The organism is Faecalibacterium langellae, assembly GCF_002549775.1.
GTDB classification, from domain to species: domain Bacteria; phylum Bacillota; class Clostridia; order Oscillospirales; family Ruminococcaceae; genus Faecalibacterium; species Faecalibacterium langellae.
The window spans coordinates 50163-76652 of the sequence record NZ_NMTR01000016.1 but is presented as its reverse complement, the minus strand read 5'-3'; the positions used below and the strand labels follow the sequence as shown (position 1 = coordinate 76652).

General features: G+C 61.3%; 22 protein-coding genes. 12 read left to right on the top strand and 10 right to left on the bottom strand.

Annotation, left to right across the window (positions count from 1 at the left end):
• Positions 1-199: 199 nt before the first annotated feature.
• The 6 genes from CGS49_RS06630 (at position 200) to CGS49_RS06605 (ending at position 9045) form a co-directional block, all read left to right on the top strand.
• Positions 200-1951 carry an ABC transporter ATP-binding protein gene (locus tag CGS49_RS06630; protein WP_097801089.1) on the top strand — a complete coding sequence of 584 codons (1752 nt, stop codon included), beginning with the start codon at positions 200-202 and terminating at the stop codon, positions 1949-1951.
• Entirely contained in the window at positions 1951-3870 is a 1920-nt protein-coding gene (locus CGS49_RS06625) for an ABC transporter ATP-binding protein (RefSeq protein ID WP_097801088.1), read from the top strand. Before CGS49_RS06630 ends, CGS49_RS06625 begins: the two co-directional genes overlap by 1 nt.
• Positions 3871-4011: 141 nt before the next feature.
• A complete protein-coding gene (locus CGS49_RS06620; RefSeq protein WP_242975401.1) occupies positions 4012-5088 on the top strand; it encodes a leucine-rich repeat protein in 1077 nt (358 codons plus the stop codon).
• A 5-nt stretch (positions 5089-5093) separates the two neighbouring features.
• Positions 5094-6533 (top strand): vWA domain-containing protein, encoded by a 1440-nt coding sequence (locus CGS49_RS06615; protein WP_343215856.1) that lies wholly within the window; start codon positions 5094-5096, stop codon positions 6531-6533.
• Between the two features lie 10 nt (positions 6534-6543).
• Complete coding sequence (locus tag CGS49_RS06610; RefSeq protein WP_097801085.1) at positions 6544-8082, top strand: ATP-binding protein; 1539 nt, start codon at positions 6544-6546, stop codon at positions 8080-8082.
• Between the two features lie 3 nt (positions 8083-8085).
• Positions 8086-9045 (top strand): AEC family transporter, encoded by a 960-nt coding sequence (locus tag CGS49_RS06605; protein WP_097801084.1) that lies wholly within the window; start codon positions 8086-8088, stop codon positions 9043-9045.
• Between the two features lie 49 nt (positions 9046-9094).
• Here CGS49_RS06605 and CGS49_RS06600 read toward each other — a convergent pair whose 3' ends face one another.
• Both CGS49_RS06600 and CGS49_RS06595 read right to left on the bottom strand, forming a co-directional pair.
• On the bottom strand, positions 9095-10081 hold the full coding sequence (locus CGS49_RS06600; protein WP_097801083.1) for a glycerophosphodiester phosphodiesterase: 987 nt from the start codon (positions 10079-10081) through the stop codon (positions 9095-9097).
• Between the two features lie 60 nt (positions 10082-10141).
• Positions 10142-11581, bottom strand: a complete 1440-nt coding sequence (locus CGS49_RS06595; protein ID WP_097801082.1) for a 6-phospho-beta-glucosidase — start codon at positions 11579-11581, stop codon at positions 10142-10144.
• Positions 11582-11869: 288 nt separating this feature from the next.
• Between CGS49_RS06595 and CGS49_RS06590 the strand changes: the two genes are divergently transcribed.
• Entirely contained in the window at positions 11870-12739 is an 870-nt protein-coding gene (locus CGS49_RS06590) for a phosphoribosylaminoimidazolesuccinocarboxamide synthase (RefSeq protein ID WP_097801081.1), read from the top strand.
• A 60-nt stretch (positions 12740-12799) separates the two neighbouring features.
• On the opposite strand, the gene CGS49_RS06585 is transcribed toward CGS49_RS06590, so the two are convergent.
• Genes CGS49_RS06585 through CGS49_RS06570 form a run of 4 tightly spaced genes read right to left on the bottom strand, consistent with a single transcriptional unit; the run spans position 12800 to position 15554 of the window.
• The gene (locus CGS49_RS06585) at positions 12800-13741 is read right to left on the bottom strand and encodes a hypothetical protein (protein ID WP_179859042.1); all 942 of its coding nucleotides are present in this window, start codon (positions 13739-13741) and stop codon (positions 12800-12802) included.
• The gene (locus CGS49_RS06580) at positions 13725-14441 is read right to left on the bottom strand and encodes a hypothetical protein (RefSeq protein WP_097801080.1); all 717 of its coding nucleotides are present in this window, start codon (positions 14439-14441) and stop codon (positions 13725-13727) included. Before CGS49_RS06580 ends, CGS49_RS06585 begins: the two co-directional genes overlap by 17 nt.
• A gap of 11 nt (positions 14442-14452) precedes the next feature.
• The gene (locus CGS49_RS06575) at positions 14453-15025 is read right to left on the bottom strand and encodes a hypothetical protein (protein ID WP_097801079.1); all 573 of its coding nucleotides are present in this window, start codon (positions 15023-15025) and stop codon (positions 14453-14455) included.
• Positions 15012-15554 carry an RNA polymerase sigma factor gene (locus CGS49_RS06570; protein WP_242975399.1) on the bottom strand — a complete coding sequence of 181 codons (543 nt, stop codon included), beginning with the start codon at positions 15552-15554 and terminating at the stop codon, positions 15012-15014. The genes CGS49_RS06575 and CGS49_RS06570 overlap by 14 nt, the downstream gene beginning before the upstream one ends.
• 172 nt (positions 15555-15726) lie before the next feature.
• On the opposite strand from CGS49_RS06570, the gene CGS49_RS06565 reads away from it, so the two are divergent.
• Positions 15727-16689: a biotin--[acetyl-CoA-carboxylase] ligase gene (locus CGS49_RS06565; protein WP_097801077.1), complete on the top strand. Its 963-nt coding sequence runs from the start codon at positions 15727-15729 to the stop codon at positions 16687-16689.
• Positions 16690-16743: 54 nt separating this feature from the next.
• Here CGS49_RS06565 and CGS49_RS06560 read toward each other — a convergent pair whose 3' ends face one another.
• The 4 genes from CGS49_RS06560 to CGS49_RS06545 form a co-directional block, all read right to left on the bottom strand.
• On the bottom strand, positions 16744-17955 hold the full coding sequence (locus CGS49_RS06560; RefSeq protein ID WP_097801076.1) for a condensation domain-containing protein: 1212 nt from the start codon (positions 17953-17955) through the stop codon (positions 16744-16746).
• A 5-nt stretch (positions 17956-17960) separates the two neighbouring features.
• The gene (locus CGS49_RS06555; protein WP_097801075.1) at positions 17961-18203 is read right to left on the bottom strand and encodes an acyl carrier protein; all 243 of its coding nucleotides are present in this window, start codon (positions 18201-18203) and stop codon (positions 17961-17963) included.
• Positions 18204-18354: 151 nt separating this feature from the next.
• Positions 18355-19827: a class I adenylate-forming enzyme family protein gene (locus CGS49_RS06550; protein WP_097801074.1), complete on the bottom strand. Its 1473-nt coding sequence runs from the start codon at positions 19825-19827 to the stop codon at positions 18355-18357.
• A gap of 20 nt (positions 19828-19847) precedes the next feature.
• Positions 19848-21299 (bottom strand): class I adenylate-forming enzyme family protein, encoded by a 1452-nt coding sequence (locus tag CGS49_RS06545; protein ID WP_242975398.1) that lies wholly within the window; start codon positions 21297-21299, stop codon positions 19848-19850.
• 395 nt (positions 21300-21694) lie between these two features.
• On the opposite strand from CGS49_RS06545, the gene CGS49_RS06540 reads away from it, so the two are divergent.
• The 4 genes from CGS49_RS06540 (at position 21695) to CGS49_RS06525 (ending at position 26489) form a co-directional block, all read left to right on the top strand.
• Positions 21695-22813 carry an acyltransferase family protein gene (locus CGS49_RS06540; protein WP_097801073.1) on the top strand — a complete coding sequence of 373 codons (1119 nt, stop codon included), beginning with the start codon at positions 21695-21697 and terminating at the stop codon, positions 22811-22813.
• A gap of 59 nt (positions 22814-22872) precedes the next feature.
• The gene (locus tag CGS49_RS06535; RefSeq protein ID WP_097801072.1) at positions 22873-23664 is read left to right on the top strand and encodes a hypothetical protein; all 792 of its coding nucleotides are present in this window, start codon (positions 22873-22875) and stop codon (positions 23662-23664) included.
• A 22-nt stretch (positions 23665-23686) separates the two neighbouring features.
• Positions 23687-25285, top strand: coding sequence for a glycosyltransferase family 4 protein (locus tag CGS49_RS06530; RefSeq protein ID WP_242975397.1), 1599 nt, complete (start codon positions 23687-23689; stop codon positions 25283-25285).
• A 160-nt stretch (positions 25286-25445) separates the two neighbouring features.
• Positions 25446-26489, top strand: a complete 1044-nt coding sequence (locus CGS49_RS06525) for a lysylphosphatidylglycerol synthase transmembrane domain-containing protein (protein WP_097801070.1) — start codon at positions 25446-25448, stop codon at positions 26487-26489.
• Position 26490 lies beyond the last annotated feature (1 nt).

The window sequence follows — 26490 nt, the reverse complement described above, 5'->3', positions numbered from 1 at the left end:
AGCGGACGGTCTTCGGAAAAACTCCCGGCCCGCCGCCCCGGGTCAGTTGTAGTTTTCCCGTGCAACCTGCTGAAAATATGTTCGTTAAATTAGTAATTATGAACATTTTTCGAAACTTTTCCGCAGGACTTGACAATTAAAATGTTTTGTATAGAATTGTTCTGTACCAAACAAATAAAATTAACAGGAGGTAACTCAGATGATCAAAAAGTTAGTGTCACATCTGGGCGAGTACAAACGCGCCGCAGTCCTGACACCGCTCTTTGCCGCTCTGGAAGCCGTCATGGATGTGCTTCTGCCCACCATCATGGCCTTCATCATCGACCTGGGCATTGAAAAGGGCGACATGCATGCCATCATCAAGTACGGCCTGCTCACTTTCCTGGTGGCAGCCGTTGCTCTGCTGCTGGGCGTTCTGGCCGGCAAGTACGCCGCCGAGGCATCCACCGGCTTTGCCGGCAACCTGCGCGATGCCATGTATGAGAACATCCAGCATTATTCTTTTTCCAATATCGACAAGTTCTCCACGGCGGGCCTTGTCACCCGCATGACCACCGACGTGACCAATGTGCAGAACGCCTTCCAGATGATCGAACGCATGTGCGTGCGTGCCCCGGTGCATCTGGTGTTCGCACTGTTCATGGCTGTGGTCATCGGCGGCCCGTTGTCGCTGGTGTTCGTGGTGGCGGTAGTCTTTCTGGTGGTGGTGCTGGCCAGCATCATGATCCCCACCTTCCACATCTTTGACCGCGTGTTCAAGAACTACGACAACCTGAACGCCTCGGTGCAGGAGAATGTGTCCGCCATCCGCGTGGTCAAGAGCTTTGTGCGTGAGGGCTTTGAGAACGAGAAGTACACCAAGGCCTGCCAGAGCCTCTACGACCAGTTCGTCAACGCTGAGAGCCGTCTGAGCTTCAATAACCCTGCCATGCTGGTGGCGGTGTACGGCTGCAACATTGCCCTGAGCTGGTTCGGCGCAAAATATGTGCTCCATGGTGCCATTACCACCGGACAGCTGAATGCCCTGTTCGGTTACGTCATGAACATCCTCATGGCTCTGATGATGCTGAGCATGGCCTTTGTGATGATCGCCATGTCCGCCGCTTCGGCCAAGCGTATCGTGGAAGTGCTGGACGAGACCACCGACCTGCCCCCGGCAAAGCAGCCCGTACAGCAGGTGGCCGACGGCGGCATCGAGTTCGAGCACGTCACCTTCAAGTATAAGCACGGCAGCGGCCAGCCGGTGCTGAACGACATCACCTTCCGCATCAAGCCCGGCGAGACCTTGGGTATCATCGGCGGCACCGGCAGCGCAAAGTCCAGCCTTGTGCAGCTGATCCCCCGCCTGTACGATGCCGAGACCGGCACCGTGAAGGTGGGCGGCGTGGACGTCCGCGACTACAACCTCGACGTGCTGCGCCGCGAAGTGTCCATGGTGCTGCAGAAGAATGTGCTGTTCAGCGGCACCATTCTGGATAACCTGCGCTGGGGCGACGAGAACGCCAGCGAGGAAGAATGCATCCGCGTGGCAAAGCTGGCCTGCGCCGATGAGTTCATCGAGCGCTTCCCGGATAAATATAATACCTGGATCGAGCAGGGCGGCTCCAACGTGTCCGGCGGCCAGAAGCAGCGCCTGACCATCGCCCGCGCCCTGCTGCGCAAGCCGAAGGTGCTGATTTTGGACGACTCCACCAGCGCCGTGGATACCGCCACCGACGCCAAGATCCGCAAGGCGTTCCGCGAGGAGATCCCCGGCACCACCAAGATCATCATTGCACAGCGTATTTCCTCGGTGCAGGATGCCGACCGCATCCTTGTGCTGGATAACGGCAAGATCAATGGTCTGGGCACTCACGAAGAATTGCTGAAGACCAACGCCATCTATCAGGAAGTTTACAACAGCCAGACCCAGGGCGGCGGCGATTTCGATAAGCAGGGAGGTGAGCAGTAATGGCACAGGCAAAAGAAGTACGCGGCCCCGGCCCGCGCGGCATGGGCCCCAAGCCCAAAGTGGAAAACCCGGGCTTGCTGCTCAAGCGCATCATGGGCGAAGTGTTCCGGCACTATCTGCCCCACTGCATCCTTGTTCTGGTGTGCATCGTGGTCAGCGCGCTGGCCAACGTGCAGGCCAGCCTGTTTTTGCAGACGCTGATGGACGATTACATCGTGCCCATGACTCAGCAGCAGAACCCCGATTTTGCCCCGCTGGCAGCAGCCCTGCTGCGGGTGGGCGTCATCTATGTCATCGGCATTCTGGCGGCCTGGCTCAACGCCCGCACCATGGTCAACGTGACCCAGGGCACCCTGCGCAACCTGCGCATCCAGCTGTTCACCCACATGGAGAGCCTGCCCATCAAGTATTTTGACCAGCACCCCCACGGCGACATCATGTCCGTGTACACCAACGACGTGGACACCCTGCGCCAGATGCTCAGCCAGAGCATCCCGCAGCTGGTTTCCAGCGTCATCACCATCGTGTCCGTCTTCTTCAGCATGTGCCTGCTGAGCTGGCAGCTCACCATCGTCACCATGCTGATGGTGGCCCTGATGCTGTTCTGCTCCAAAAAGATCACCCAGCAGTCCGGCAAGTACTTCATCCAGCAGCAGCGCGACCTCGGCAAGGTGAACGGCTACATCGAAGAAATGATGGAAGGCCAGAAGGTGGTCAAGGTGTTCACCCACGAGCAGAAGGCTCTGGCCGGTTTCCGTGAGCTGAACGATCAGCTGAAGGACAGCGCCAACAAGGCCAACAGCTTTGCCAACATCATGATGCCCGTCAACGCCCAGCTGGGCAACATCAGCTACGCCATCTGCGCACTGGTGGGTGCAGCCATGGCCGTGGGCGGCATCGGCGGCATGACGCTGGGCACCGTGGTGGCCTTCCTTTCTCTGAACAAGAGCTTCAACATGCCCATCAGTCAGGTATCCATGCAGGCCAACAGCATCATCATGGCGCTGGCCGGTGCTGAGCGTATCTTCAAAATGATGGACGAGGAAAGCGAGACCGACGAGGGCTATGTGACCCTCGTGAACGCCAAGTACGACCGCGAGGATAATCTGGTGGAGACCACCGAGCGCACCGGCCTGTGGGCGTGGAAGCACCCCCACCACGACGGCACCACCACCTACCACAAGCTGGAAGGCAACATCACCTTCACGGATGTAGACTTTGGTTATGTGCCGGAGAAGACGGTCCTGCACGACATCAACCTCTATGGCCGTCCGGGCCAGAAGATCGCCTTTGTCGGCTCCACCGGTGCCGGCAAGACCACCATCACGAACCTCATCAACCGCTTCTACGACATTCAGGACGGCAAGATCCGTTACGACGGCATCAACATCCACAAGATCAAAAAGGCCGACCTGCGCCGCTCTCTCGGCATCGTACTGCAGGACACCCATCTGTTCACCGGCACGGTCATGGAAAACATCCGCTATGGCCGTCTGGACGCCAGCGACGAGGAGTGTGTGGCCGCTGCACGGCTCGCCAACGCAGACGGCTTCATCCAGCGCCTGCCGGATGGCTACAACACCATGCTGACAGGCGACGGTGCAAACCTGTCGCAGGGCCAGCGCCAGCTGCTGGCCATTGCCCGCGCAGCCGTGGCCGACCCGCCGGTGCTGATCCTGGACGAAGCAACTTCCTCCATCGACACCCGCACCGAGGCACTGGTGCAGCGCGGCATGGACGGCCTGATGTATGGCCGCACCAGCTTCGTCATCGCGCACCGCCTGTCCACCGTCCGCAACGCAGACTGCATCGTGGTGCTGGAACAGGGCCGCATCATCGAGCGCGGCAGCCACGACGAGCTGATCGCCAAAAAGGGCAAGTATTACCAGCTTTACACCGGCAATCTGGCCGACAACTAACGATATTCCCTACCTCCTCAAGGGCGGGCGCAGCAATGCGCCCGCTCTTTTTGCTTTACATTATTTCACCATTGGTTTATACTGAAAGCTGAATGATTTTATCAAATTGAGGGGTTTTGCATCGTGGTTTCGGAGAGCACATTGACCTTGGATATCCTGCCGCTCTCGGCAGACACAGCCCGGCTGGTACGGGTGTACGGCACCGAGCCGTGCATTGCACTGCCCGGCGCTCTGCCTACACCGGAGGGCGGCAGCTTTGCCGTCACAGAGCTGGGCGACTACTGCTTCTCCGAAAAGCCGCGCAGCCTGCCCGGTGCGGACAAGACCTGCCGCTACGAGATTACGCCGGACGGCACCGCCCGGCTGACCCGTGCCTTTGGGCAGAGCGTGGGCGGCACAGCCCGCCGGTACGACTTTGACTTTGACGCCCCGGCTTCGGACCCGGACGACCTGCACCCGGTGTGCGGGAACTTCCTCGAAGAATTGATTTTGCCGGACACGCTGCAGGTCATCGGCAGCTGCGCGTTCTACAACTGCCGCAGGCTGCGCCTGCTCACCGTGGGTGCAGGCAATCTGACCATGGGCAGCGATGTGTTCCTGAACTGCTTTGCACTGGAAACGCTCCGCGTGCAGGCGGGCCCTGCGGAAGCCACCGGCCTGTTCGCCCTTGTGAACAACATCACCGAGGCCGTGCGGGCAGAGTTTTGGCCTGCCGGGGCAGCGGCTCCGCAGGCGGCGCTCTGGTACCCCGCCTACTGGGAGGACATTGAAGAAACGCCTGCACACATCCTGCTGCACACCTTTTCCGGGCAAGGGTATCATTACCGACAGTGTTTTCTCGACAATAAATTCCTCCCCGCAGAATACGACGCCATTTTCCCGCAGGGGCACGACGCCGACGACGCCAACGCGATGGCCATGCTCTGCTTTGACCGCCTGCGGTATCCTTGGCAGCTGAGCGACACCGCCGCCGGGCACTACCGGGCATTTCTGGCGGCCAACACGGGCCGGGTGCTCACCCGCCTGCTGAAAGCGCAGGACAACGAGGGCATCCGGGCACTCATTGCGCTGGATGTGCTGGGCAAAGACGGCTTTGCCGAAGCTGCAACCCTTGCCGCCAAAGCAGAAAACGCTTCTGCCGCTGCCCTGCTGGCCGATGCGGAGCATAAAAAATATGCAGCGGAAAAGAAAAAAGACCGGTACGATTTTGATTTCTGAGTGAGGTGACCCCCTTGCCAAAAGAAAAATTCATTGACCCGCGGAAACCGTTCCAGTCCCAGCGGCCCGAGACCCACGAGGAGTGGCAGGCCCGCATGGGCGGCGAAGTGCTGGCCGTGGTACGCAGCGGGCTGTATCTGGACTTCCGCTTTCTGGATATGGCGCTCTCTGCCCTGACGCCCGCGCCGGACGAGCGCTGCCGGGTGCTGGCCACCGACGGACAGATGCTGTACTACCAGCCCACGCGGCTTTTACAGCTCTACCAGCAGAACCCGAAGTATCTCAACCGGTTGTATATGCACGTGATATTCCACTGCGTATTTCGGCATTTGTGGCTGAAAGGCCGCCGGGAGCCGCAATTGTGGCACCTTGCCTGCGACATCGCGGTGGAAAACGTCATCGACAACCTGAACCGCGCCAGCGTCAAACGGCCGCTGACCTATGTGCGCCAGAACGCCTACCAGCAGATTGCCGCCGAGGAAAAAGTGGTGGCCGCAGCCCCGGTGTACCGGTGGCTCGCCCGCCAGACGCCCGGTGTACTGCGCCAGCTGGAGCGGGAGTTTACCACCGACGACCACCGCCTGTGGCCGAAGGACGCACCCGAACAGCCCCAGCAGATGCCCACGCCCCTGCCGCAGAAAACGTGGCAGAAGATCGGTGAACGGATGCAGACCGAGCTGGACCTGCGGGACAAGGAAGCGGGCGACGGTGCCGACGCGCTGAAGCAGCAGGTAAAGGCCGCCAACCGCAGCCGCCGCAGCTACAAAGATTTCCTGCGCCGGTTCTGCATCCTGCGCGAGGAAGTGAAACTGGACCCGGACGAGTTCGACCTGAACTTTTACACCTACGGCCTTTCGGTGTACGGCAACCTGCCGCTCATCGAACCGCTGGAAAGCCGGGAGAGCAAAAAGATCGAGGAGCTGGCCCTTGTCATCGACACCAGCTACTCCACCTCCGGTGAGCTGGTGCGGGCGTTCCTGGCCGAGACCTACACCCTGCTCAAGGGCCGCGAGAACTTCTTCCACCGCATGAACCTGCACCTCATTCAGGCAGACAATGCCATCCGGCAGGATATCCTCATCCACAACGAGGACGAGCTCATCCACGCCATGAACCACTTTGAGCTGCGGGGCGGCGGCGGAACGGACTTCCGTCCTGCCTTTGACTATGTGAACCAGCTGTGCGCCGAGAAGAAGTTCTCGAACCTGCGGGGCCTTTTGTACTTCACCGACGGCATGGGCACCTACCCGGCCAAACGCCCGGCCTACGACACGGCCTTCCTGTTCCTCGGCGACCGCTTCGACGACGCCAATGTGCCGCCCTGGGCCATGAAGGTGGTGCTGGACGAGGAAGAATTTACCGGCACCGCGGCCCGCCCGCAAAGCGCCCTTGCCGACGCGCTGGCCGAAGAAGACGACCTCTACCGTGATCTGAACAATTCGTGAGGGACCTGTTATGAATATCAAACGAGCCAAAGAAGAAATTGAACACACCGTAAAAGCCTACCTCGCCAAGGACGCTCTGGGCGAATACGCCATCCCGGCCATCCGGCAGCGGCCCATTCTGCTCATGGGCCCTCCGGGCATTGGCAAGACCCAGGTGATGGAGCAGGTGGCCCGGGAGTGCGGCGTGGCGCTGGTGGCCTACACCATCACTCACCACACCCGCCAGAGCGCGGTGGGCCTGCCCTTCATCCGCCAGCGCAACTACGGCGGCAGGGATGTTTCGGTGACCGAATACACCATGAGCGAGATCATTGCCAGCATCTACGCCAAAATGGAAGCCACCGGTTTAAAAGAAGGCATCCTGTTCATCGACGAGATCAACTGTGTCTCCGAAACACTGGCACCCACCATGCTGCAGTTTTTGCAGTGCAAGACCTTCGGCAATCAGGCCGTGCCCGCCGGCTGGGTGATCGTGGCGGCCGGCAACCCGCCGGAGTACAATAAATCTGTCCGCGATTTCGATATCGTTACGCTGGACCGTGTGCGCCGCATGGATATTGAACCGGACCTGCCCGTGTGGAAGGACTACGCCCGCGCCGCCCACATCCACAGCGCCATCCTGAGCTATCTGGAGCTGCACCCGCAGAACTTCTACCAGATCAACGCCGACGTGGACGGCACCCAGTTCGTCACCGCCCGCGGCTGGGAAGACCTCTCGAATCTGCTGGACACCTACGAAACGCTGGGCCTGCAGGCCGACGAGGACCTCATTCGCGAGTACATCCAGCATCCGAAGATTGCCGAGGACTTCTCGGCCTACCTCGACCTTTACTATAAGTACCGCGACGACTACGGCGTGGAGGAAATTCTGGCCGGGCAGGCAAAGCCCGCCGTGTTCGCCCGGCTGCTGCAGGCACCGTTTGACGAGCGGCTCAGCCTGGTCAGCCTGATCTTGTCGGGTCTCAGCACCCGCTTCACCGCTTCCCGTCAGGCCGACGCCGTGGCCGACAGCTGCTATGCCTTTTTGCGGGAGACGAAAAAGGCTCTCGCCACCGTGCCCGAGGATATCCCGGACGGTTCGGCCGAGATGTTCCATCAGCAGATCGCCGACTATGACGCCGAGACCCAGCAAAAGCGCGAAGCCGGGCTGCTGAGCAAAGATGCCCTGACCACCCGCCTGCAGGTGCTTGCCGTGCTGCGCGGCTGGGAGGGCGAGCTGCGCCGGGCCAACGCCGCCGGGACGCAGGAAGCTTTCGACCTGCTGCGCGGGCAGTTCCGTTCCCTCGCCGACGCCCGCGAGACGGCCCAACAGGCCGCCAGCGCCGCGCTGGAAGCCGCCTTCGACTTCATGGAGCAGGCCTTTGCCGAGAGCCAGGAGATGGTGGTGTTCGTCACCGAGCTGACCGTGAACCCCGTCTCTCATGCCTTCCTCACCGAGAACGGCTGCGAGCGCTACTTCCAGTACAACAAGGACCTGCTGCTGGACCACCGCAAAGCCGCCCTGCAGCAGGAGCTGGCCGCCGAACAGCGCCGCCACGGCGGGGTGTGAGCCATGCTGGAAAACATCCTGTTCAGCATGAACAGCACCATGCCGCTGTTTTTCGTCATGCTGCTGGGCTATGTGCTGCACCGCACCGGCTTTCTGAGCGACGAGTTCGTGGCCGGGGCCAACAAATTCGTGTTCTATGTTTCCCTGCCGGTGCAGCTGTTCCGGGACCTTGGTGCCACCGACGTGCGCACCAGCTTTGACGGGGCCTATGTGCTGTTCTGCTTTGCGGTCACGCTGGTGAGCATCCTGGCCGTCTGGGCGCTGGCAAAGCTGTTTTTGAAGAACAAGGCCCTTGTGGGCGAGTTCGTGCAGGTGTGCTACCGCTCGTCGGCGGCCATCCTCGGTACCGCCTTTCTGCAGAGCATCTACGGCACCGCCAGCATGTCCAGCATGATGATCCTCGGCAGCGTACCGCTTTATAACATCATGGCCGTGGTCATCCTGATGCTGGAGGGCCCCGGCTCTGCCCAGGCATCTTCCCTGCCCGCACGGCTGAAAAAGAGCGTGAAGGGCATCCTGACGAACCCCACGCTGCTGGGCATCGCGGCTGGCTTTGCGTGGAGCCTTGCGGGGCTTTCCATGCCCACCATGCTCAACAAGACCCTTTCCAGCGTGGCCGGGCTCACGAGCCCTCTGGCCCTGCTTGCCATCGGCGCAGGCTTCAAGGGCCGCAAGGCGCTGGGGTACTTAAAGCCCACCGCCGTGGCCACCGTGGTCAAGCTGATGGTGCTGCCCGCGCTGTTCCTGCCGCTGGCGGTGCACTTCGGCTTCACCGATGAAAAGCTGGTGGCCCTGCTGGTGATGCTGGGCAGCATCGCCACCCCCAGCTGCTACGTCATGGCAAAGCAGATGGGCCACGAAGGCGTGCTCACCGGCAGCGTATGCGTCACCACCACCCTGTTCAGCGCCTTCAGTCTGACCTTCTGGCTGTTCGTACTGCGCAGCTTCGGGTGCATCGTATAACAAAAAACGGAAGGAACTGCAAAGCAGTCCCTTCCGTTTTTTGTTTGCATTATTCGCCCGTTTCCAGCTCACCGGCCCATTCCCGCACGCGGTCCGGGCGGTTCGTCACGATGGCATCCGGCTGCAGCGGCCAGAGGTCTTTCAGCGCCGCCTCGGTGTCCACCGTCCAGAACGCCGTCTTCACGCCCAGGTCGTGCAGCTTCTGCACCATGCTCACCTTTTTGTAGGCGGTGTGGTACTCACAGCTCACCCACTCCACCGGAAAATCCAGCGTCTGGATGTACTGCGCCGGGTCGCGCTGGCGGTTCAGCTTGGACAGGATGCCGCTCAGGCTTTCGTTCGGGAAGGCCGCCTGCAGCATGCTGTATTTGTCGTTCACCCAGCGGGTCAGCTCGCGGCAGTTTTCTTCGTCCATGTTTTCCACGGTGGGCACAGGCAGCTGTGGAAAATCATCTTCATCCTCGTCTTCGTCCAGGCCGTTCTGCAGGCCCAGCGTTTCCCAGGTGCCTTTGGGCAGGGCCAGCGTTTCCACCGCGCCAAACAGCAGCGCCCCCACCTGCAGCTCGGGCATCTGCTGCTTTGCCAGCTTCAGATGGTCGTGGTTGAAGGAGGTGAGCACCAGCTTTTCGCCAAGGCCGGCAGCCCGCACCTGTTCCACCACCTGCTCCACAAAGGCGTCGCCGTACAGCAGCGGGGCTTTCATTTCCAGCTGCACGCGGGCAACGTCCAGCTCTTTGCACAGGGCCAGCGCTTCCTCCAGCGTCGCGATCTTTTCGTCTTTGTAGGCGATGTCCTTCCAGCTGCCGAAGTCCAGTTCCTTCAGCTCGCCCTCGGTCATATCATAAATTTTGCCGGAAATATCCGTGTGCAGGTCGATGATATAATCGTGGTGGATGACCAGTTTTTTGTCGCTGGTCTGCTGGACGTCCATCTCCACGCCGTCTGCGCCGATCTCCATCGCCTTGCGGAAGGCGGAAAGGGTGTTCTCCGGCGCAAGGTAGGATGCGCCTCTGTGTGCAATGATCTCAGGTGTCATAAAATGCGGTCATTCCTCTCTGTTTTGTGCTCCTCACAAAGCTGCCGCACGCCGCAGCAGTCAGGCAAGGTCGGTGCCGTCCGACGCAATGACCTTTTTGTACCAGTAGAAGCTGTCCTTGCGGCTGCGGGCCAGGGTGCCCTTGCCGTCATTGTCCTTGTCCACATAGATGAAGCCGTAGCGCTTTTTCATCTCGCCGCTGGACGCACTCACCAGGTCGATGGGGCCCCAGGTGGTGTAGCCCATCAGGGGCAGGCCGTCCTCGTTGACGGCCTTTTCCATCTGCTCGATGTGGGCCCGCAGGTAGTCGATGCGGTAGCTGTCGTGGATGGAGCCGTCCGGTTCCACGGTGTCCACTGCACCCAGGCCATTCTCCACGATGAACATGGGCTTTTCGTACCGGTCGTAGATGGTGTTCAGGGTCACGCGCAGGCCGATGGGGTCAATGGCCCAGCCCCACTCGCTGGCCTTCAGGTAGGGGTTCACCGTGGCTTCAAACACCGCATTGCCGTCGGCCTTTTCCCCGGCCAGGATCTCCTGATCCACCGTGATGCAGCGGCTGGAATAGTAGCTGAAGGAGACGAAATCCACAGTGCCCTCTTTCAGAGTCTTTTCGTCTTCCGGCTCAGTCTGCAGCACGATGCCTGCACGCTCCATGCGCTTTTTCGCCCACACAGGGTAAGCGCCCCGGGCCTGCACATCGGTGAAGAAATAGTTGTCGCGGTCGGCCTCCTGCGCGGCGCGCACATCCTCGGGCGCACAGGTGCGGGGGTAATACTGGCCTGCCGCCAGCATGCAGCCCACCATGGCACCGGGCATCTTCTCGTGGGCCAGCTTCACAGCCTTGGCGCTGGCCACCAGCTCGTAGTGGGCGGCCTGGTACTTGATCTGCTCGGCATTCTCGCCGGGGTGGAACACAAGGCCCGCACCGGTGAAGGGCAGGTGCAGCAGCATGTTGATCTCGTTGAAGGTGAGCCAGTACTTCACCTTGCCCTTGTAGCGGTCGAACAGCACTTCGCAGTAGTGCACATAGGCATCCACCATGCGGCGGTCTTTCCAGCCGCCATACTTTTTGATGAGGGCAATGGGGGTGTCGAAGTGGCAGATGGTGACAAGCGGCTCGATGCCATATTTATGGCACTCGTCGAACACCGCATCGTAGAAGGCAAGACCTTCTTCGCTGGGCTGGGCGTCGTCGCCGTTCGGCAGGATGCGGGTCCACGCAATGGACAGCCGGAAGCATTTGAAGCCCATCTCGGCAAAGAGGGCGATATCCTCTTTATAGTGGTGATACAGGTCGATGGCCTCATGGCTGGGGTAATAGTGCTCTGCGTCGCATTCCAGCATTTCCAGCTCGCCCCGGGCCACCGGCATACGGTCCGGCCCAAAGGGGGTCACATCCACGGTGGCAAGGCCCTTGCCGCCCGCCTGCCATGCGCCCTCGCACTGATTGGCGGCCGTTGCGCCGCCCCACAGAAAACTTTTCGGGAAACTGCCCATAAGTAAAACCTCCCTATTTTATTTTTTGATTATAAGATACCGCACAAACGATTCCTTGTCTATGCCCGCATTTTACAAAAAGCAGCAGCAAAAGTTGTGAAAGTACGACTTTTGTCGTCAAAACGCCGAATTTTGGCGTTGTTTTTTGCGCACTTTTCACGATAAAAACACAAAAACAGCCGCATTTTCCTTTCATTCTGGTTCTTTCAAACTGTCCGCGGACATGGTACAATATCGGTGTAAGATACACCGCCGCCCAACCGGCACTGGAAAATGGAGTGTTTGATTATGACTGAGTTCAAGCCCATCAAAGAAGGCAAGGTCCGCGAGATCTATGACAACGGCGACAGCCTCATCATGGTTGCCACCGACCGCATCTCTGCATTTGACGTCATCCTGAAAAACAAGGTCACCAAAAAGGGCACCGTGCTCACCCAGATGAGCAAATTCTGGTTCGATTACACCCGCGATCTGCTGCCCAACCACATGCTGAGCGTGGACGTGAAGGATATGCCGGAGTTCTTCCAGCAGCCCCAGTTCGACGGCAACAGCATGATGTGCCGCAAGCTGACCATGCTGCCCATCGAGTGCATCGTGCGCGGCTACATCACCGGCAGCGGCTGGGCCAGCTACCAGAAGACCGGCGTGGTGTGCGGCATCCAGCTGCCCGAAGGCCTGAAAGAGTCCGACAAACTGCCCGAGCCCATCTACACCCCCTCCACCAAGGCTGAGATCGGCGACCACGACGAGAACATCTCCTACGAAAAGAGCATTGAAGTGCTGGAGAAGCAGTTCCCCGGCCACGGCGAGGAGTACGCCACCAAGCTGCGCGATTACACCATTGCCTTGTATAAGAAGTGCGCCGAGTATGCACTCTCCCGCGGCATCATCATCGCCGACACCAAGTTCGAGTTCGGTCTGGACGAGAATGGCAACGTGGTGCTGGGCGACGAGATGCTCACCCCGGATTCCTCCCGCTTCTGGCCGCTGGAAGGCTACGAGCCGGGCCACAGCCAGCCTTCCTTCGACAAGCAGTTCGTCCGTGACTGGCTGAAGGCCAACCCCGACAGCAACTACGACCTGCCGCAGGATGTCATTGACAAGACCATTGCCAAGTATCTGGAAGCCTACGAGCTGCTCACCGGCAAACAGCTGTAAGCCGCTTTTTCACACAAACAAAAAACAGCTCCCGTGCGTCTGCACGGGAGCTGTTTTTACTCAATCGCTTCTTGTTCCGCTCAGGCCGGAGCCGTCCATCGAAGAAGGCGCTTCCGTCTCCTCTGCATCTTCCGTCTCTGCAGCTTCTTCGGCTTCGTCCGAATCTGTGTTCTCCTCGTCCAGCAGGCCGCTCACTTCCGTCTGGCGGGCCATCTGCTCTGCCGTCCAGTCCAGCTGGGTGGTGCCGAACACTTCCAGCAGGTAGTCCTGCGTCTGCGGCGCACTGGCGGAATCCAGATTTTCCCGCACCGTGCTGTCCGCAGGCAGCGGCGCGTCACACCGGAAGGTCACGGCGTTGGGCTGCACGGCCTGCTTCTGGATCACATCCGCCACTGTGCGGCAGTCTTTGGCAAAATCGTCGGCACTGGCGTAGGGGCCAAACAGGGTCACGGTCAGGCGCAGGTTGCCATCGCCCGGCTCCAGATCAGCCAGGTCCTGCACCGTGCTGGTGTAGAGGTACAGGTCGGTGTACACGTCCTCCAGCTGGACATCCGGTGCCTCTGCCTTGAGGTCCTGATACAGCGTGTCCGTATAGGTCTGGCTCAGGCGGTTCGCCGTCTGCTGGCGTTCCGGGCCGTACTGCTCCGCGATCAGCGGCACAAAGCCCATGCACAGGCACACGCCCATCAGCAGCAGGCACACCAGCACCGACACGAAATCGTACTTCCAGCGGCCCGGGTGGCTGGCGAACCACAGCACCTCGCCGCCCAGCAGCACGAGCCCGGCCGCCGGGGCAACTTTCAGCACCAGCTGCCAGTCAAAGCCCGGCACAAAGTAGTAGCACAAAAACAGGATGCCTGCCGCGATCAGGCTGATGCCCAGCGTGAAGCTGCCCACCCGGCGGCGGGGCGCTTCGTCCTTTGCCGGGGCCGGCTTTTTCAGCGGGCGGCTCTCCGGTGCGGCGGCCGCTTCCGGCTGCACGGTCTTATTCTGCTCGTCCATCGTCGTCCTCCGTCGGTTTGTCGGCATCCTCGGGCTGTTCTTCCGCGTCTTCCGGGGTCACGGGCTGGCCCAGCAGGGCGCTGAGCTCCGGCATGGCAAAGTCGGCCGTGTCTTCCGGTGCTGCCTGCGGGGCCGCCGCATACTCCCGGAAGTCCTCGTCTTCGGGCGCATCGTGCTTCTGCTTTTTGCCCTTGGGGCCGCGCACCAGCCACACGCCGCAGATGACCAGCGCCACGCAGGCCACGATCTGCGGCAGCTCATCCAGCATCAGGTAGACTGCGCGGAAGAAGGGGTTGTTCTGGCCCCAGCGCCACATCACATCGCCCAGCACCCGCATGATGATGTTCTGGTAGGCCACCAGCGCACCCAGGGCGATCAGGCCCCAGCCCAGCAGCTTGTGGCTGTCCATCATGAACTGCTCCATGCGCTTATCCTGCCAGTTGATGTGCACCAGATAGTCGTCCGCCGGGGCGGTACCTGCGCCGATCTGGGCGCGGAGGTTGAAGGTGTCAAAAAAGCTGTACATCCACACGATCAGGCAGCCCACGATCAGCGGGTCCAGGCCGGTCAGTGCGCCTGCCATAATGAACAGGCAGAACATCGTGATCAGCGAAAGGCCCCGCTTCATGTAGCCCTGATACATCTGGCCTGCGCCCGGGCAGAAGGCAAAGAGAAAGGTCAGGATCCCGTTTTTCATCATAGTGCATCTCCTCATTTCGTCGTGGTTTCCGTGGTCGTATTGTGGGTGCTGTCTGCCGCATCGCGGCGGCCGAACAGCAGCGTGTTCAAAGCATCGGTGAACCGTGCCGGTTTTTGGGGCTCAGCAGTCTCCACCGGCTGGCCCAGCGGCTGTTCATCGGCGGGCTGGTAGTCGTCGTTCACCGGGCGGCCCAGCCGCAGGGGTCCTTCCGCGTCCTGCTGCTGGCTCTGAGAGACGCCGGGAGTCCAGCTCTTTACCTGCTGGCGCAGGCCCATCAGCTGTTCCACCGTGCCGGAGCGCCACATGGTCAGCGCCAGCACCGCCGCCACACCGGCCACCGCCGCACGGCCCCAGGTGTTCTGCATCAGCCGCACCCAGATGGTGCCCATAACGGTCTTGTGGACCGAGCGGGGCGGTTCTTCCAGCGCGTCCGCCGTCAGCAGGGCGGTGTAGCGGTCCAGACAGTGGTCGCAGTAAGAAAGATGTTCGGCTGCTTCCAGCCGCCCCAGTTCATCCAGCTGCCCGTTCACAAGGGCCTGCAGGCCTTCGTCGGTCAGGCAGCCATTTTCGTTAAACAGCTCCATGTACGCTCCTCCTCTCGTCGTTTTCGCGCTGGGCTAAAATTTGCTGTGCCAGCATCTTTTTGCCCCGGTAGACCTGCGCTTCCACCGTTTTGGGTGGTCGGCCGCACAGCTGTGCAGCCTGCGCCGCCGTGTGCTGTTCCAGCAGTACCAGACGGCAGGGCGTTTTGTAGGGCTCCCGCAGGTCCAGGATCATTTGGGTGAGTTCTTCTTCGCCCAGGGTGTCCAGCACCTGCTGTTCGGGCTGGCTGCCCGGCGGCGCGCCTTCCAGCGCCAGCACCTCGTCGCCGGGGGTGTTCACCCGGCGCACCCAGGCGCTGCGCAGGTAGTCCTTCGCCTTGTTGGATGCGATGCGCGCCAGCCACTGCTTTTCGTACCCGGGCGGGCAGCGGTCGATGGCCCGCCACGCCGCCAGAAAGGTCTCCTGGGTCAGGTCCTGCGCATCGCCCGCATCCGGCACCAGCTGGTGGCAGACCGTGTACACAAGCGCCTGATATTTCTGCACCATCGCGCTGAATTCCAAGGTCGTCAACGGTCCGCACACCCTCCCTTCCGGTCCCTGCCGCGTTCTGGAAAAGGCCGCTTTGCGCCGCCCTTCTGTACACTCATACGAGCGACGAGAACTTTTTCCTGCAAAAAAGCAGAACTTTTTTCTGCTTCATGGTACAATAGAGCCATTATAGCACAAACGGAGGTCCCACACCATGCCCACAAGCACCCGTCAGGCCCTGCTGCAGGCCCTTTCCGCCGCAGGGGGCGATTACGTTTCCGGCCAGCAGCTGGCCGACACGCTGGGCGTGAGCCGCGCGGCGGTGCACAAAGCCGCCGCCGCCCTCTCGGCCCAGGGCTACGCGCTGGAAGCCGTCTCCCGCCGGGGCTACCGGCTGGCGGGCGGCGACCCCTTCTGCGCCGAAGCCGTGGGCCCTTACCCCGCCCCGGTGCATGTCTACGACACGCTGGAAAGCTCCAACCGCACGGCAAAGCTGCTGGCGCTGGACGGTGCCCCCCACGGCACACTGGTGCTCACGGCCCACCAGAGCGCCGGGCGCGGGCGGCTGGGCCGCAAATTCGAAAGCCCGGCGGGCAAGGGCGTTTACTGCTCCATCCTGCTGCGGCCGGAACTACCCGCCGCCAGCGCCCAGACGGCCACCATCCGCGCCGCCGTGGCGGTTTGCCGGGCGGTGCAGGACCTGTGCGGGCTGGAGCTTGCCATCAAGTGGGTGAACGACCTTTATTATCAGGGCAAAAAGGTGTGCGGCATTTTGACCGAAGCGGGCACCGACCTTGAGAGCGGGCGGCTGGAATGGCTGGTGGTGGGCATCGGGCTGAACCTGACCTCCACCGCCGCCGACTGGCCCCCGGAGCTGGCCGACAAAGCCGGGAGCCTGTACCCCGGCGGGCCCGCCCCGGTGCCCCGCGCCGCGCTGGCCGGGGCCATTGCCCGGGAGCTGCTGGCCCTCGGCCCCGGGGAAGACTGCCTGGACGAATACCGCGCGCGGTGCTTCGTGCCCGGGCACTGGGTGACGGTGTGCACCGGCAGCGAGACCTACGCGGCCAGGGCCCTTGCCATCGACGACGCAGGGCGGCTGGTGGTGCGGCGGGAGAACGGCCGCGAGGAAGCCCTGCGCTGCGGCGAGGTGACCACACGGCCTGCACGGACCGAATAAGACGCAAAAAAGCACCCTTTCCTGCCCGGAAAGAGTGCTTTTTATGTTCTGCACTTATGTATCCAGCTCCACGGCTTCCAGCACCGCGATGCCCTCTTTTGCAAAGGCGGTGCGCAGGCTTGCGGCAAGGCCGGACATTTCGGCCTTGTTCTCGATGCACAGGGTAATGACCCCGTTCAGGCTGGAAGCTTCCACGCCCATGGAACCGCCATCCGGCGGCACCCAGACGTTGAAGTCTTTGGTGTAGGTTTGAATTTCCGGCGTAGCCGGGAGAAGCGGGTTGCCGAGGTAGCTCAGCCAGAAATCCGCCGGCACGCCGCTGATGTACTCGCCCATCTGGAACACGCGCTGCTTGATGCGCAGGGGCGCTTTCTGCTGGTCCACCTTGTACACCCAGCTCATCTGCTGGGCCATCTGGCGCAGCATTGCTTCGGGCTGCAGGGTGCGGCGCACGGCGGCGTCCATCTCCGGCGCGATGTCCGCCAGGCGGGTGCCATCGCCCAGCTTCACGCTGTGCTGGAAGGAGCACACGCAGTTATACAGCGCGTCCGGCACGCCCGCCGCTTTACGGGTGTCGGCCGAGTAAGAATACTGGATGTCGTCCTTGCCCAGGTACCCCCGCAGCGCCAGGCACAGCAGGCCCGCCAGCGCGGTGAAGGGCTTGACCCCGTTTGCCACGGCTTTGTCTACAAGGCTCTGCTTGGTCAGGCGCACCCGGGTGCGCCGCATTTTGCACTCCCAGGTCTGCACCACGTCCCGCTGCAGGGTGCTTTCGCTCGCCTCCGTGGCCGGGTACTTTGCCATCATGGCTTCGATATCGTAAGCCGGGCTGGACACGATGGGCGTGTTCGCAAACGCGGTGCCGTACCGCAGGTTGCAGTACAGCTCCAGAATGCGGGTGAGGAAGGGCGAGACGCCCCGGCCGTCCATGAGGAAGTGGTACCAGTCAAAATAGACGGTATCGCCTTCGCAGCTCACGCTGAAAAGATATCCGTTCGTCTCCTCCGGGATACTGCGCTGTGCGCTGCCCGCATAGACAAGGCAGGGGTTCGGGTTCGGCTCCAGAAAAGCTTCCCGCTTTTCCTGCACCAGCTGCACCCGGTAGTAGGGCGCAGCGGAAAGTGCGGCATCCAGCGCGCGCTGCAAAAGGGCGGGGTCCACCGCGTCTTTCAGCGCGAACTGATACCGGCACAAAATCTTCTCCCGGCGGAAAAAGTACATCGTCCCCTGGAAGATGTACTCCGCCGAGCGCTGTGCTTGCTCCATTGCGATCACCCTGCGTTGGCCGCCAGATAATCCACAAGATCACCCATGGTGACGAAGTTGCGCAGCTCCTTTTCCGGGATGCGCAGGCCGAAGGTCTCCTCGAGGTCGGCCACGATGGTCAAAATTTCCATCGAAGACAGGTCCAGATCGTCCATCAGGACGCTGCTCTCGCTCACATCCTCGGGGGACACCTCTGCAACGTCTTCCAGGATCGCCAGGATCTGGGAAATGATTTCTGCTCGTTCCATAGAACTTATTCTTCCTTTCCGTGACGGATGATAGGTGCAGCAGGCTGCGCCTTTCTCTAATAATACCCTGATTCGCCCTTATACGCAAGGGGGGCGGCAAAAGAAACATCTCTAGCATGGCAGAGAACCTGCCCGCTTATGCATGGCCCGCTTACTGCCGCACCAGCTTGCCTGCGCCGTTGCGGGGCAGCGGCTCGGTGCGGAACTCCACGGCGCTCATGCGCTTGTAAAGCGGCAGGGTGCGGTTGGCTTCGGTGATGAAATCCCGCACGGCCTGCTGCTTGTCTTCGTCGCAATAGACCACCACGCCGATCTTCTGGCCCATCTCCTTCACGATGCATTCCTTCACGGCTTCGCACTTGCCCACGATGCCTTCCAGCTCCTCGGGGCTCACGTTCTCGCCGCTGTCCAGAATGATCACGTTCTTTTTGCGGCCGGTCAGGAACACATAGCCGTCGGCGTCCTGCCGGGCAAGGTCGCCGGTGTGGAACCAACCGTCGGCGTCGATGACCTCGGCGGTGGCCTCCGGGTTCTTATAATAGCCCAGCATGATGCTGTCGCCGCGCATGCACAGCTCGCCGTCCGGCTCCAGCTTATACTCCAGATAGTCGTTGCCCTGGCCCACTGCGCCGATGTGCTTTGCGTCCTGGGCGTAGTTGATGATGCCGTCGCCGCAGGTCTCGGTGCTGCCGTAGGTCTGCACCACGAACATGCCGTTGTTCGCCATGTCCAGCATCACCTGCGGGTCGAACATGGCCGAGGAGCAGATGGGCACCCACAGCTGGCCCAGCCGCTCCTTGCGGCCGCGCATCACATCATGGTGCAGCGAGTTCATGATGACGGGCACCACAGCCATGGCCTGGCTGGGCATCCGCTGCATTTTCTTATAGAAGTTGCGGATGTCGCTGCTGACGTTCAGTGCCCAGCCCGCATGGGCCCAGGAGAACAGGCAGATGAAAGCGCCCAGATGGAACATGGGCAGCACGGTGTACTGGCTCATGACGAGGTCCGGCTCGTGCTTATACTCCATCACGTGCTCACCGATCTGGGTGTGGGCACGCATCACCGAGAAGAAATTCTTCTCGCTCAGCATCACGCCCTTGCTGCGGCCCGTGGTGCCGGAGGTGAACATCAGGATCATCAGGGCTTCGTGGTCGATGCAGCGGATCAGTTCGCCCGGCTCATAGCTGCGGAAGCCGTCCATGGGGCGGAGGATATCGCCGTAGGCCGCTTTCAGCTCGGCATTGAAGCCGTAGTCGTCGCCGTCGGTCAGGATGGCGGCGGGCTCCACAAGACCCAGCTCATAGCTCAGCTCGTCCCAGCTCTTGCGCTGGTTCAGCAGCACCAGCACCGCACCAGCTGCCACCACGCCAAAGCTGTTCACGGCATACTCGTAGCTGTTCTTGGTGAGCAGGCAGATCTTTTTGCCCTTGATCTCCGGGATGGTAGACTGGAAGTAATTCACCGCCTTGCGGATATCCTGCACATAATCCTTATAGAGGATGGTGGTCACGGCATCGTTTGCGGTGTCGTAGAAGCGGAAGGCCACGTTATCCTTAAAGCGGTCCTCCATGTTGATGGTGATAAGGTCGTAGACGTTATCCAGCACTCTGATCTTGCTCATTGTTCTGTTTTCTCCTGTGTTCAGCGCAGCAGTTTGCCCATGGCGTTGCGGGGCAGCGGCTCGGTGCGGAACTCCACGGCGCTCATGCGCTTGTAAAGCGGCAGGGTGCGGTTGGCTTCGGTGATGAAATCCCGCACGGCAGGCTGCTTGTCTTCGTCGCAATAGACCACCACGCCGATCTTCTGGCCCATCTCCTTCACGATGCATTCCTTCACGGCTTCGCACTTGCCCACGATGCCTTCCAGCTCCTCGGGGCTCACGTTCTCGCCGCTGTCCAGAATGATCACGTTCTTCTTGCGGCCGGTCAGGTACATGTAGCCGTCCTCTTCCACCCGGGCAATGTCGCCGGTGTGGAACCAGCCGTCTGCATCGATGACTTCCGCAGTGCCTTCCGGGTCCTTGTAGTAGCCCAGCATGATGGGGTCGCCCCGCATGCACAGCTCGCCGTCGTCCAGCTTGTATTCACAGCTGAGGTCCACATGGCCCACGCTGGTCAGGTACTTTGCCTCCTGCGAGGAGTTCCATGCACCGTCGCCGCAGGTCTCGGTCAGGCCGTACATCTGGGCCACAAAGAAGCCCTTCTCCATCATATCGCTCAGCATCTTGGGGTCGAACATGGCAGCGCCGCAGGTCAGCACGCACAGACCGTTCAGGCGGTCGCGGCGGCCCTTCATCACGTCGCTGTAGATGCTCTTCAGCAGCACCGGCACCACTGCCATCACCTCGCTGTGCATGGCACCCAAATCACGGTAGAAATACTTCAGGTTGTTGCACAGGTTGATGGAGTGGCCGGTGATGCTCCACGAAACAAGGCTGGTCATGGCGGAGATGTGGAACATGGGCAGGGCGGACAGGGACGAGAACTCGTCGGTGTTCCAGCCCGTGTACCTCTTCACATCATCAAAGGGGTCCAGGAAGGCCGGCATGGCGCTGAACAGGTTCTTCTGGCTCAGCATGACGCCCTTGCTGCGGCCGGTGGTGCCGGAGGTGAACATGATAAAGGCCAGAGCCGAGAGATCCTCCACCTCGGTCACATCCTGGGCGGGCTCATAGGCAGAAAAAGCGTCCATGGGCTGCAGGATGCTGCCGTAAGCTTTTTCCAGCTCCGGCTCCCGCTCGGCGAACTCGCCGTCGTGCAGGATGCACACAGGCTCGGTGAGGCCCAGCTCGTAGGAGATGCCGTCCCAGTCCTTGCCAAGGTTCAGCGGCACAGCCACGGCCCCGGCAATGACCATGCCGTACATGCAGATGACATACTGGTAGCTGTTGCGGGCCAGGATGGCCACACGCTTGCCGCGCACGTCGCCGTACTCGGCCCGCAGGAAGGCCACGAAACGGCGCAGGTCCTGGGCATACTTTGCGTAGTGCACCACTGCCACGCTCCCAGTCTTTTCATCATACCAGCGCAGCGCCACGCGGTCTGCGATGTTGGTTTCCATATTGCAAAGCGATTGATACAGTGAAGTGATCATTTCAGCCTCCATAATTTATCATCCCGTCCGGTGCGCCTGCGTTACCTTGCGCAGGCCTTTCCAGACATTTCCAACTGTGCCCAGTATACAATACTGTGTTCGGCAATGCAAGGCTTTTGCAACATTTAATTTCCAATATTGGCAATATTCTCTTGCCTATCTTTCGGCGTTTTGCTTACAAATTCTCCCTTTCGTTGCGATAAATGCGGCCGTGTGGTATTCTTTTTATGGGAAAAGACAACAGTCCGCCCCCGGTGCAGTGCAATTCAAAATTGACAGCCTGCACAAAAAGCATTATACTAGCTTTAAAAACCACCGGTTTTTGATCAATTCTTACACATTGCGCTGCGATTGGCTTCAAGGGGCACCCCCGGCGCAAGGAAGGACCCACGTTCATGGAAGGTACCAGACCCCGTACCGTCAGCTCCATCGGCATGTTCGACATGCTGAAGGGTGCCGGTATGCTGACCATCGTCTTTGCGCACACCGCAGAGCTTTATTCGATCCCGACCTCCGGCGGCCTGTCACTGACCGCCTTTTTTCCGTTCATTTACCGGGAAGCGCTCATGGCCGCGTTTTTCATCGCCAGCGGCTACGGCTTCCGCAAGCGCTCCATCGGCAAGTGCATCCAGCAGCAGCTGAAGACCCTGCTCAAGCCCTATCTTTACACCGCCTTTTTCACCTGCGTGCTGCACTTTTTTATTCATTATAAGTCGTTCCAGTACCTGCCCGGGACCATTGGGGAGTCCATCAAGGTCACGGGCGGTTTTGTGCTGGGGCTGCCCCACACGGCCATCTATTCCGGGCAGGAGTTCTTCTCCTGCGGGCCCATGTGGTACCTGCTGGCGCTGCTGACGGGCTGGATCTTCCTGGATGTGATCCTGAACATCTTCCCGGAGCCGTATGTTCCCTGGGCCGTGGCAGGCTGCGCCCTGCTGGGCTGGGGCACCAGCCTTGTGTGGAAGCCGCCTTTCTGCCTTGTGCAGGGGGCCGTGGTGGTGCCGTACCTCTACCTCGGCTTCCTCGCCAAAAAGCATCATCTGCTGGACCAGCCCCTTTCCCCGCGGCTGCGGGCCGGGCTGATCGCCGCCGCTGCGCTCATCGCCGTGGGTTCCATTGCCACCCGCACCACCGACTGCATCTCGCTGGCCGAGTGGTCGCTGGGGCCGGTCAGCATCTTTCTGGACGGCGCAGCGGGCCTTTTGTTCATCCGGCTGTTTTTGCGGCTGAGCCGGAGCCGCGGGCCTGTGGTGCGCTTTCTGGAGGCCGTGGGCCGGCGCAGCCTGAACATCTTCTGCGTACATACCATCGAGCTCATCGCCATCCCCTGGTACCTGTTCGTGGCAAAGTTCGAGGGACGCCCGCTGCTCGGCATGTGGCTGCAGTATGCGGTATCCATGGGCTCCATCTGGCTGGTGTGCCTGCTGCTGCAGGCCCGGCGTGCCCTGGTCATCAAGCTGTTTCCGGCCCGGCGCCGCACCCCGGCCGTGCAGCATTACACCGCCCGGCACTGAACGCACTCCCGGCTGCTGCGGATGCAGCCATGCCATAAAATCATGAGGAGGATCCTGCCATGAACCACGATGTTCCCGAGACCCTTACGGCGGCCCGCAGCCGTGCCGCCGACCTGGAGCAGCAGCTCAAGCTTTCCGACGAGGGGGTGTCCCGGCTGGCCGAGCGGTGCCTGGAGCTGGAGCAGCAGGTCCTGACCTATCAGGCTGCGCTGGCAAAGCACAGCAGCGAGACCGAATCCGCTGCCCTGACCCTGCCGCAGCTGTTCTATGACTCCGGCTCCGGCTTTTCCCCGCGGGAATGCCTGACCGCGACCGAAGACGCCTACGACGAGCTGACCCACGAGGTGTCGGCCGTGTTCACCCTGCCCACCGATGCCCGGGCCCTGCGGCTGGACCCCGGCGAGCTGGCCTGCTGCGTCACCGACCTGAGCATCTCGGATGACCGGCTGGAGCTGCGGGCCGCCAACGGCATCCGTTTGCAGGACGACTGCCTGCTGTTTTTGGATGTGGACCCGAACCTGACCGTGAAAAGCAGCGTGCCCTTTGCCGCCGGGCTGAAGTTCGCGGTGACCTATCACTACTACCCGCTGGACCGCTTCCAGCACGAGCAGCCCGGCAAAGCCCTGCTGAAGGCGCTGAACGCCATCAAGCTGCAGGCCGAAGCGGAAAAGAACGATGTGCTGGAGCAGCTGCAGGCCTCCCGGGCCGAGATCACCCGGCTGAACAACCAGCTGGCTGAGCTGCAGAGCAGCCGCGCCGCCTACGAGACCTCGCTGGAAAACCTGTACAAGAGCAGCAGCTGGAAGCTGACCGCCCCGCTGCGCGCTTTGCGCAGGCTGTTCCACGGCTGATCTGAGCGCAGAGGAGTGTAGCATGATGTACAGCAGTTACAGTGCCCTGCAGCGCAGACAGCTGACGAAGCAGGTGTACACCGATACCCAGAGCAGCTATCTGCTCGTTTACGCCCCCGGCCGCCATCTGGCGCTGGAAAATTCGCTGGCGAACCAGCTGCACCGCAAGTTCCGGCTGGTGACGGCGCTGGAGGGCGAGCTGACCGATTCTGTGGCAGGCGTGCTGCTGGTCAGCGAGGATGTGGAGTGCACCTCCACCGCCCTGACCTATTTTGCCGCCGCTTTGCAGGCCGGGGCCGACCTTGCGGTGTGCGACGCCGTCTTCGGCTTTGACGGGGCCACCGCCCTTTACCTGAGCACCCAGCACATCCCCTGCAGCCGGTGCGCCATGGTGTCGCGGCAGCTGCTGGACCGCATCCGCGCCGCCGCCCGCGGCAAAGACAGCGTGACGGAGCTTTTGCGCCTGTCCACCGCCATGGCGGAGAACTGCCAGCGCATCCCGCAGGCGCTGCTGCATTTCCGTCGGGAGCTGTGCGCCGACGATGTGTTCTCGGCCGGCGGAAAGCGCGCCGTCATCCTCAGCCACGAGCTGACCATGACCGGTGCGCCCATCGTGCTGGTGAGCGCCGTGCCCGTGCTGCGCAGCATGGGCTTTGAAGTGGTGGTGCTCGGCCCTTCGGACGAGGGCTCACTGCCGCTGTTCCTGGACGCCGGGGCCGCCGTCGTCACCCGAAGCGACTGCGTGATGCACTCGGCGCTGTGGGGCCTTGCCACCAGTGCCGACTTCGTGCTGGCCAACACGGTGGTGGAAGCCGCCGCCGTGCGCACCCTGAACGGATCCTTCGTGCCGGTGCTGTGGTGGCTGCACGACGCCTTTGCAGGCTACCCCTTCATCGCGCACCAGATCCCGAAAACACTGGAACACAATGTGCAGGTCTGCGCCGTCGGCTCCCACGCCACCGCCGCCATGCACTCTGTCCGGCCGGATTTTGCCATCGAACAGCTCATCTACGGCCTGCCGGACTACGCGCAGGAGTCCTTCCCCGTCTATGACATCTCCTATGCGGGCGGGCGGCCGCTGTTCGTCACCGTGGGCTCCTTCGAGCCCCGCAAGGGCCAGGACATCTTCTGCAACGCCATCCGCCTGCTGAAGCCCGAAGTGCGGCAGAAAGCAGCCTTCCTCTTTGTGGGCAAGGCCGCCGATAAAGACATCAAGAACACCGTGGACACCCTCGTGGAGGACTACCCGGACACCGTGTTCTACCGCAAGCGGCTGGAGCGCCCGGAGATCAAATCCCTGATGGACCAGTGCGCCTGCGTGGTGTGCGCCTCCCGCGATGACCCCATGCCCACCTTCGTCACCGAAGGCCTGATCTTCGGCAAGCCGTCCATCGTGTCGGAGCACACCGGCACCGCCGGGCTCGTCACCGAGGGCGTGGACGGCTTCGTTTACAAGGATGACGACCCGGACCTGCTGGCGCAGGCGCTGGAGCATGCTATCCTGCATCCGGAACAGCTGGCCGCCATGAAAGCTGACTGCCGGAAAATGTACGAGAAATATTATTCCAACGAAGCCTATGTTGCCACCCTGACACGGCTGGTGAACGAATCAACAGACTAAAAACAAGATAAAGGCAAGGGTCGATGCGCGCATCTGCCCTTGCCTTTTTATCATTCCATCAAAATTGCACAAGAAAATTCCAGTTCCGTTCACAAAGACACAGGCCGCGTGTGTTATACTTTTATCAAATCATTCCGCCTGAAAGGAGCCTGTTCTCTCTATGAGCCAACCCGCCTCTGCCGCACCTTCCCGCAAAAAGACAGTGATCTCGCTGCTGGTGCTCGCCGCACTTACCGGCATCATCGTGCTGCTGTTCAAGGACAACTGGGCCGAGATCACCGCAGCGCTTTCGCAGCTGTCCGCATGGCAGGTGCTGGTGGTGCTGGCCATCGGCCTCAGCTACCCGCTGCTGGAGGGGTGCGTGGCGTGGGTCATCGTGCGCAGCCGCATCCCGGGCTTCAGGCTCTGGCAGGGCATCGATACCGCGTGGTGCGGCACCTTTGGCAATGTGGTCACGCTGGGCGCAGGTGCAGTGCCGGTGCAGACATGGTATCTGCACCGCTGCAGCCTGCCGGTTGGCCCGGGCGTGGGCCTGATGACCCTGCAGTACGTGTTCCACAAAACCACCGTGCTGCTGTATGCCACGGTGATGCTGCTGTTTCAGCACAGATGGCTTGCCGCCAACACCACCGGTGTGATGAATTATCTGCCCATGGCATACGCTGTAGTGGCGGCTATCATTGTGGTGCTGGTGTTGGTGTGCATATCGCCGCTGGTGCAGGACCTTGCCCGCTGGCTGATGCGTCTGCTGCCCAAAACGGAAAAATGGCAGCAGCGCCGCGCCGACTGGCAGCAGCAGCTGGATGTTCTGGGCGAGGAGAGCCGCCGTCTGCTGGCAGATAAGCCCCGCTGCGCTGAAATTCTGGCATTGCAGGCGGTCAAGCTGTTCGGGCTGTTCTGCCTGCCCTACCTGTGCATCCGGTTCATGGGGCTTTCCCCTCTGAGCTTTTTGCAGGTGCAGCTGCTCACCAGCTTGATGCTGTTTTTGTCCAACGCCCTGCCCAATGTGGCCGGCATGGGCTCCATCGAGACGGCATTCCTGCTGGTGTTCGGCAGCTTTCTGGAGCGCGGCGAGGTGATGAGCGTGATGATGCTTTACCGCATCGCCAGCTATTATGTGGTGTTCGCCGCCAGCGCCGTGGGCTTCTTCATCGCTCAGCGGCATCTGGGCCAAATGGGAGCGGAGCTGCCAAAGGAGGCATGAC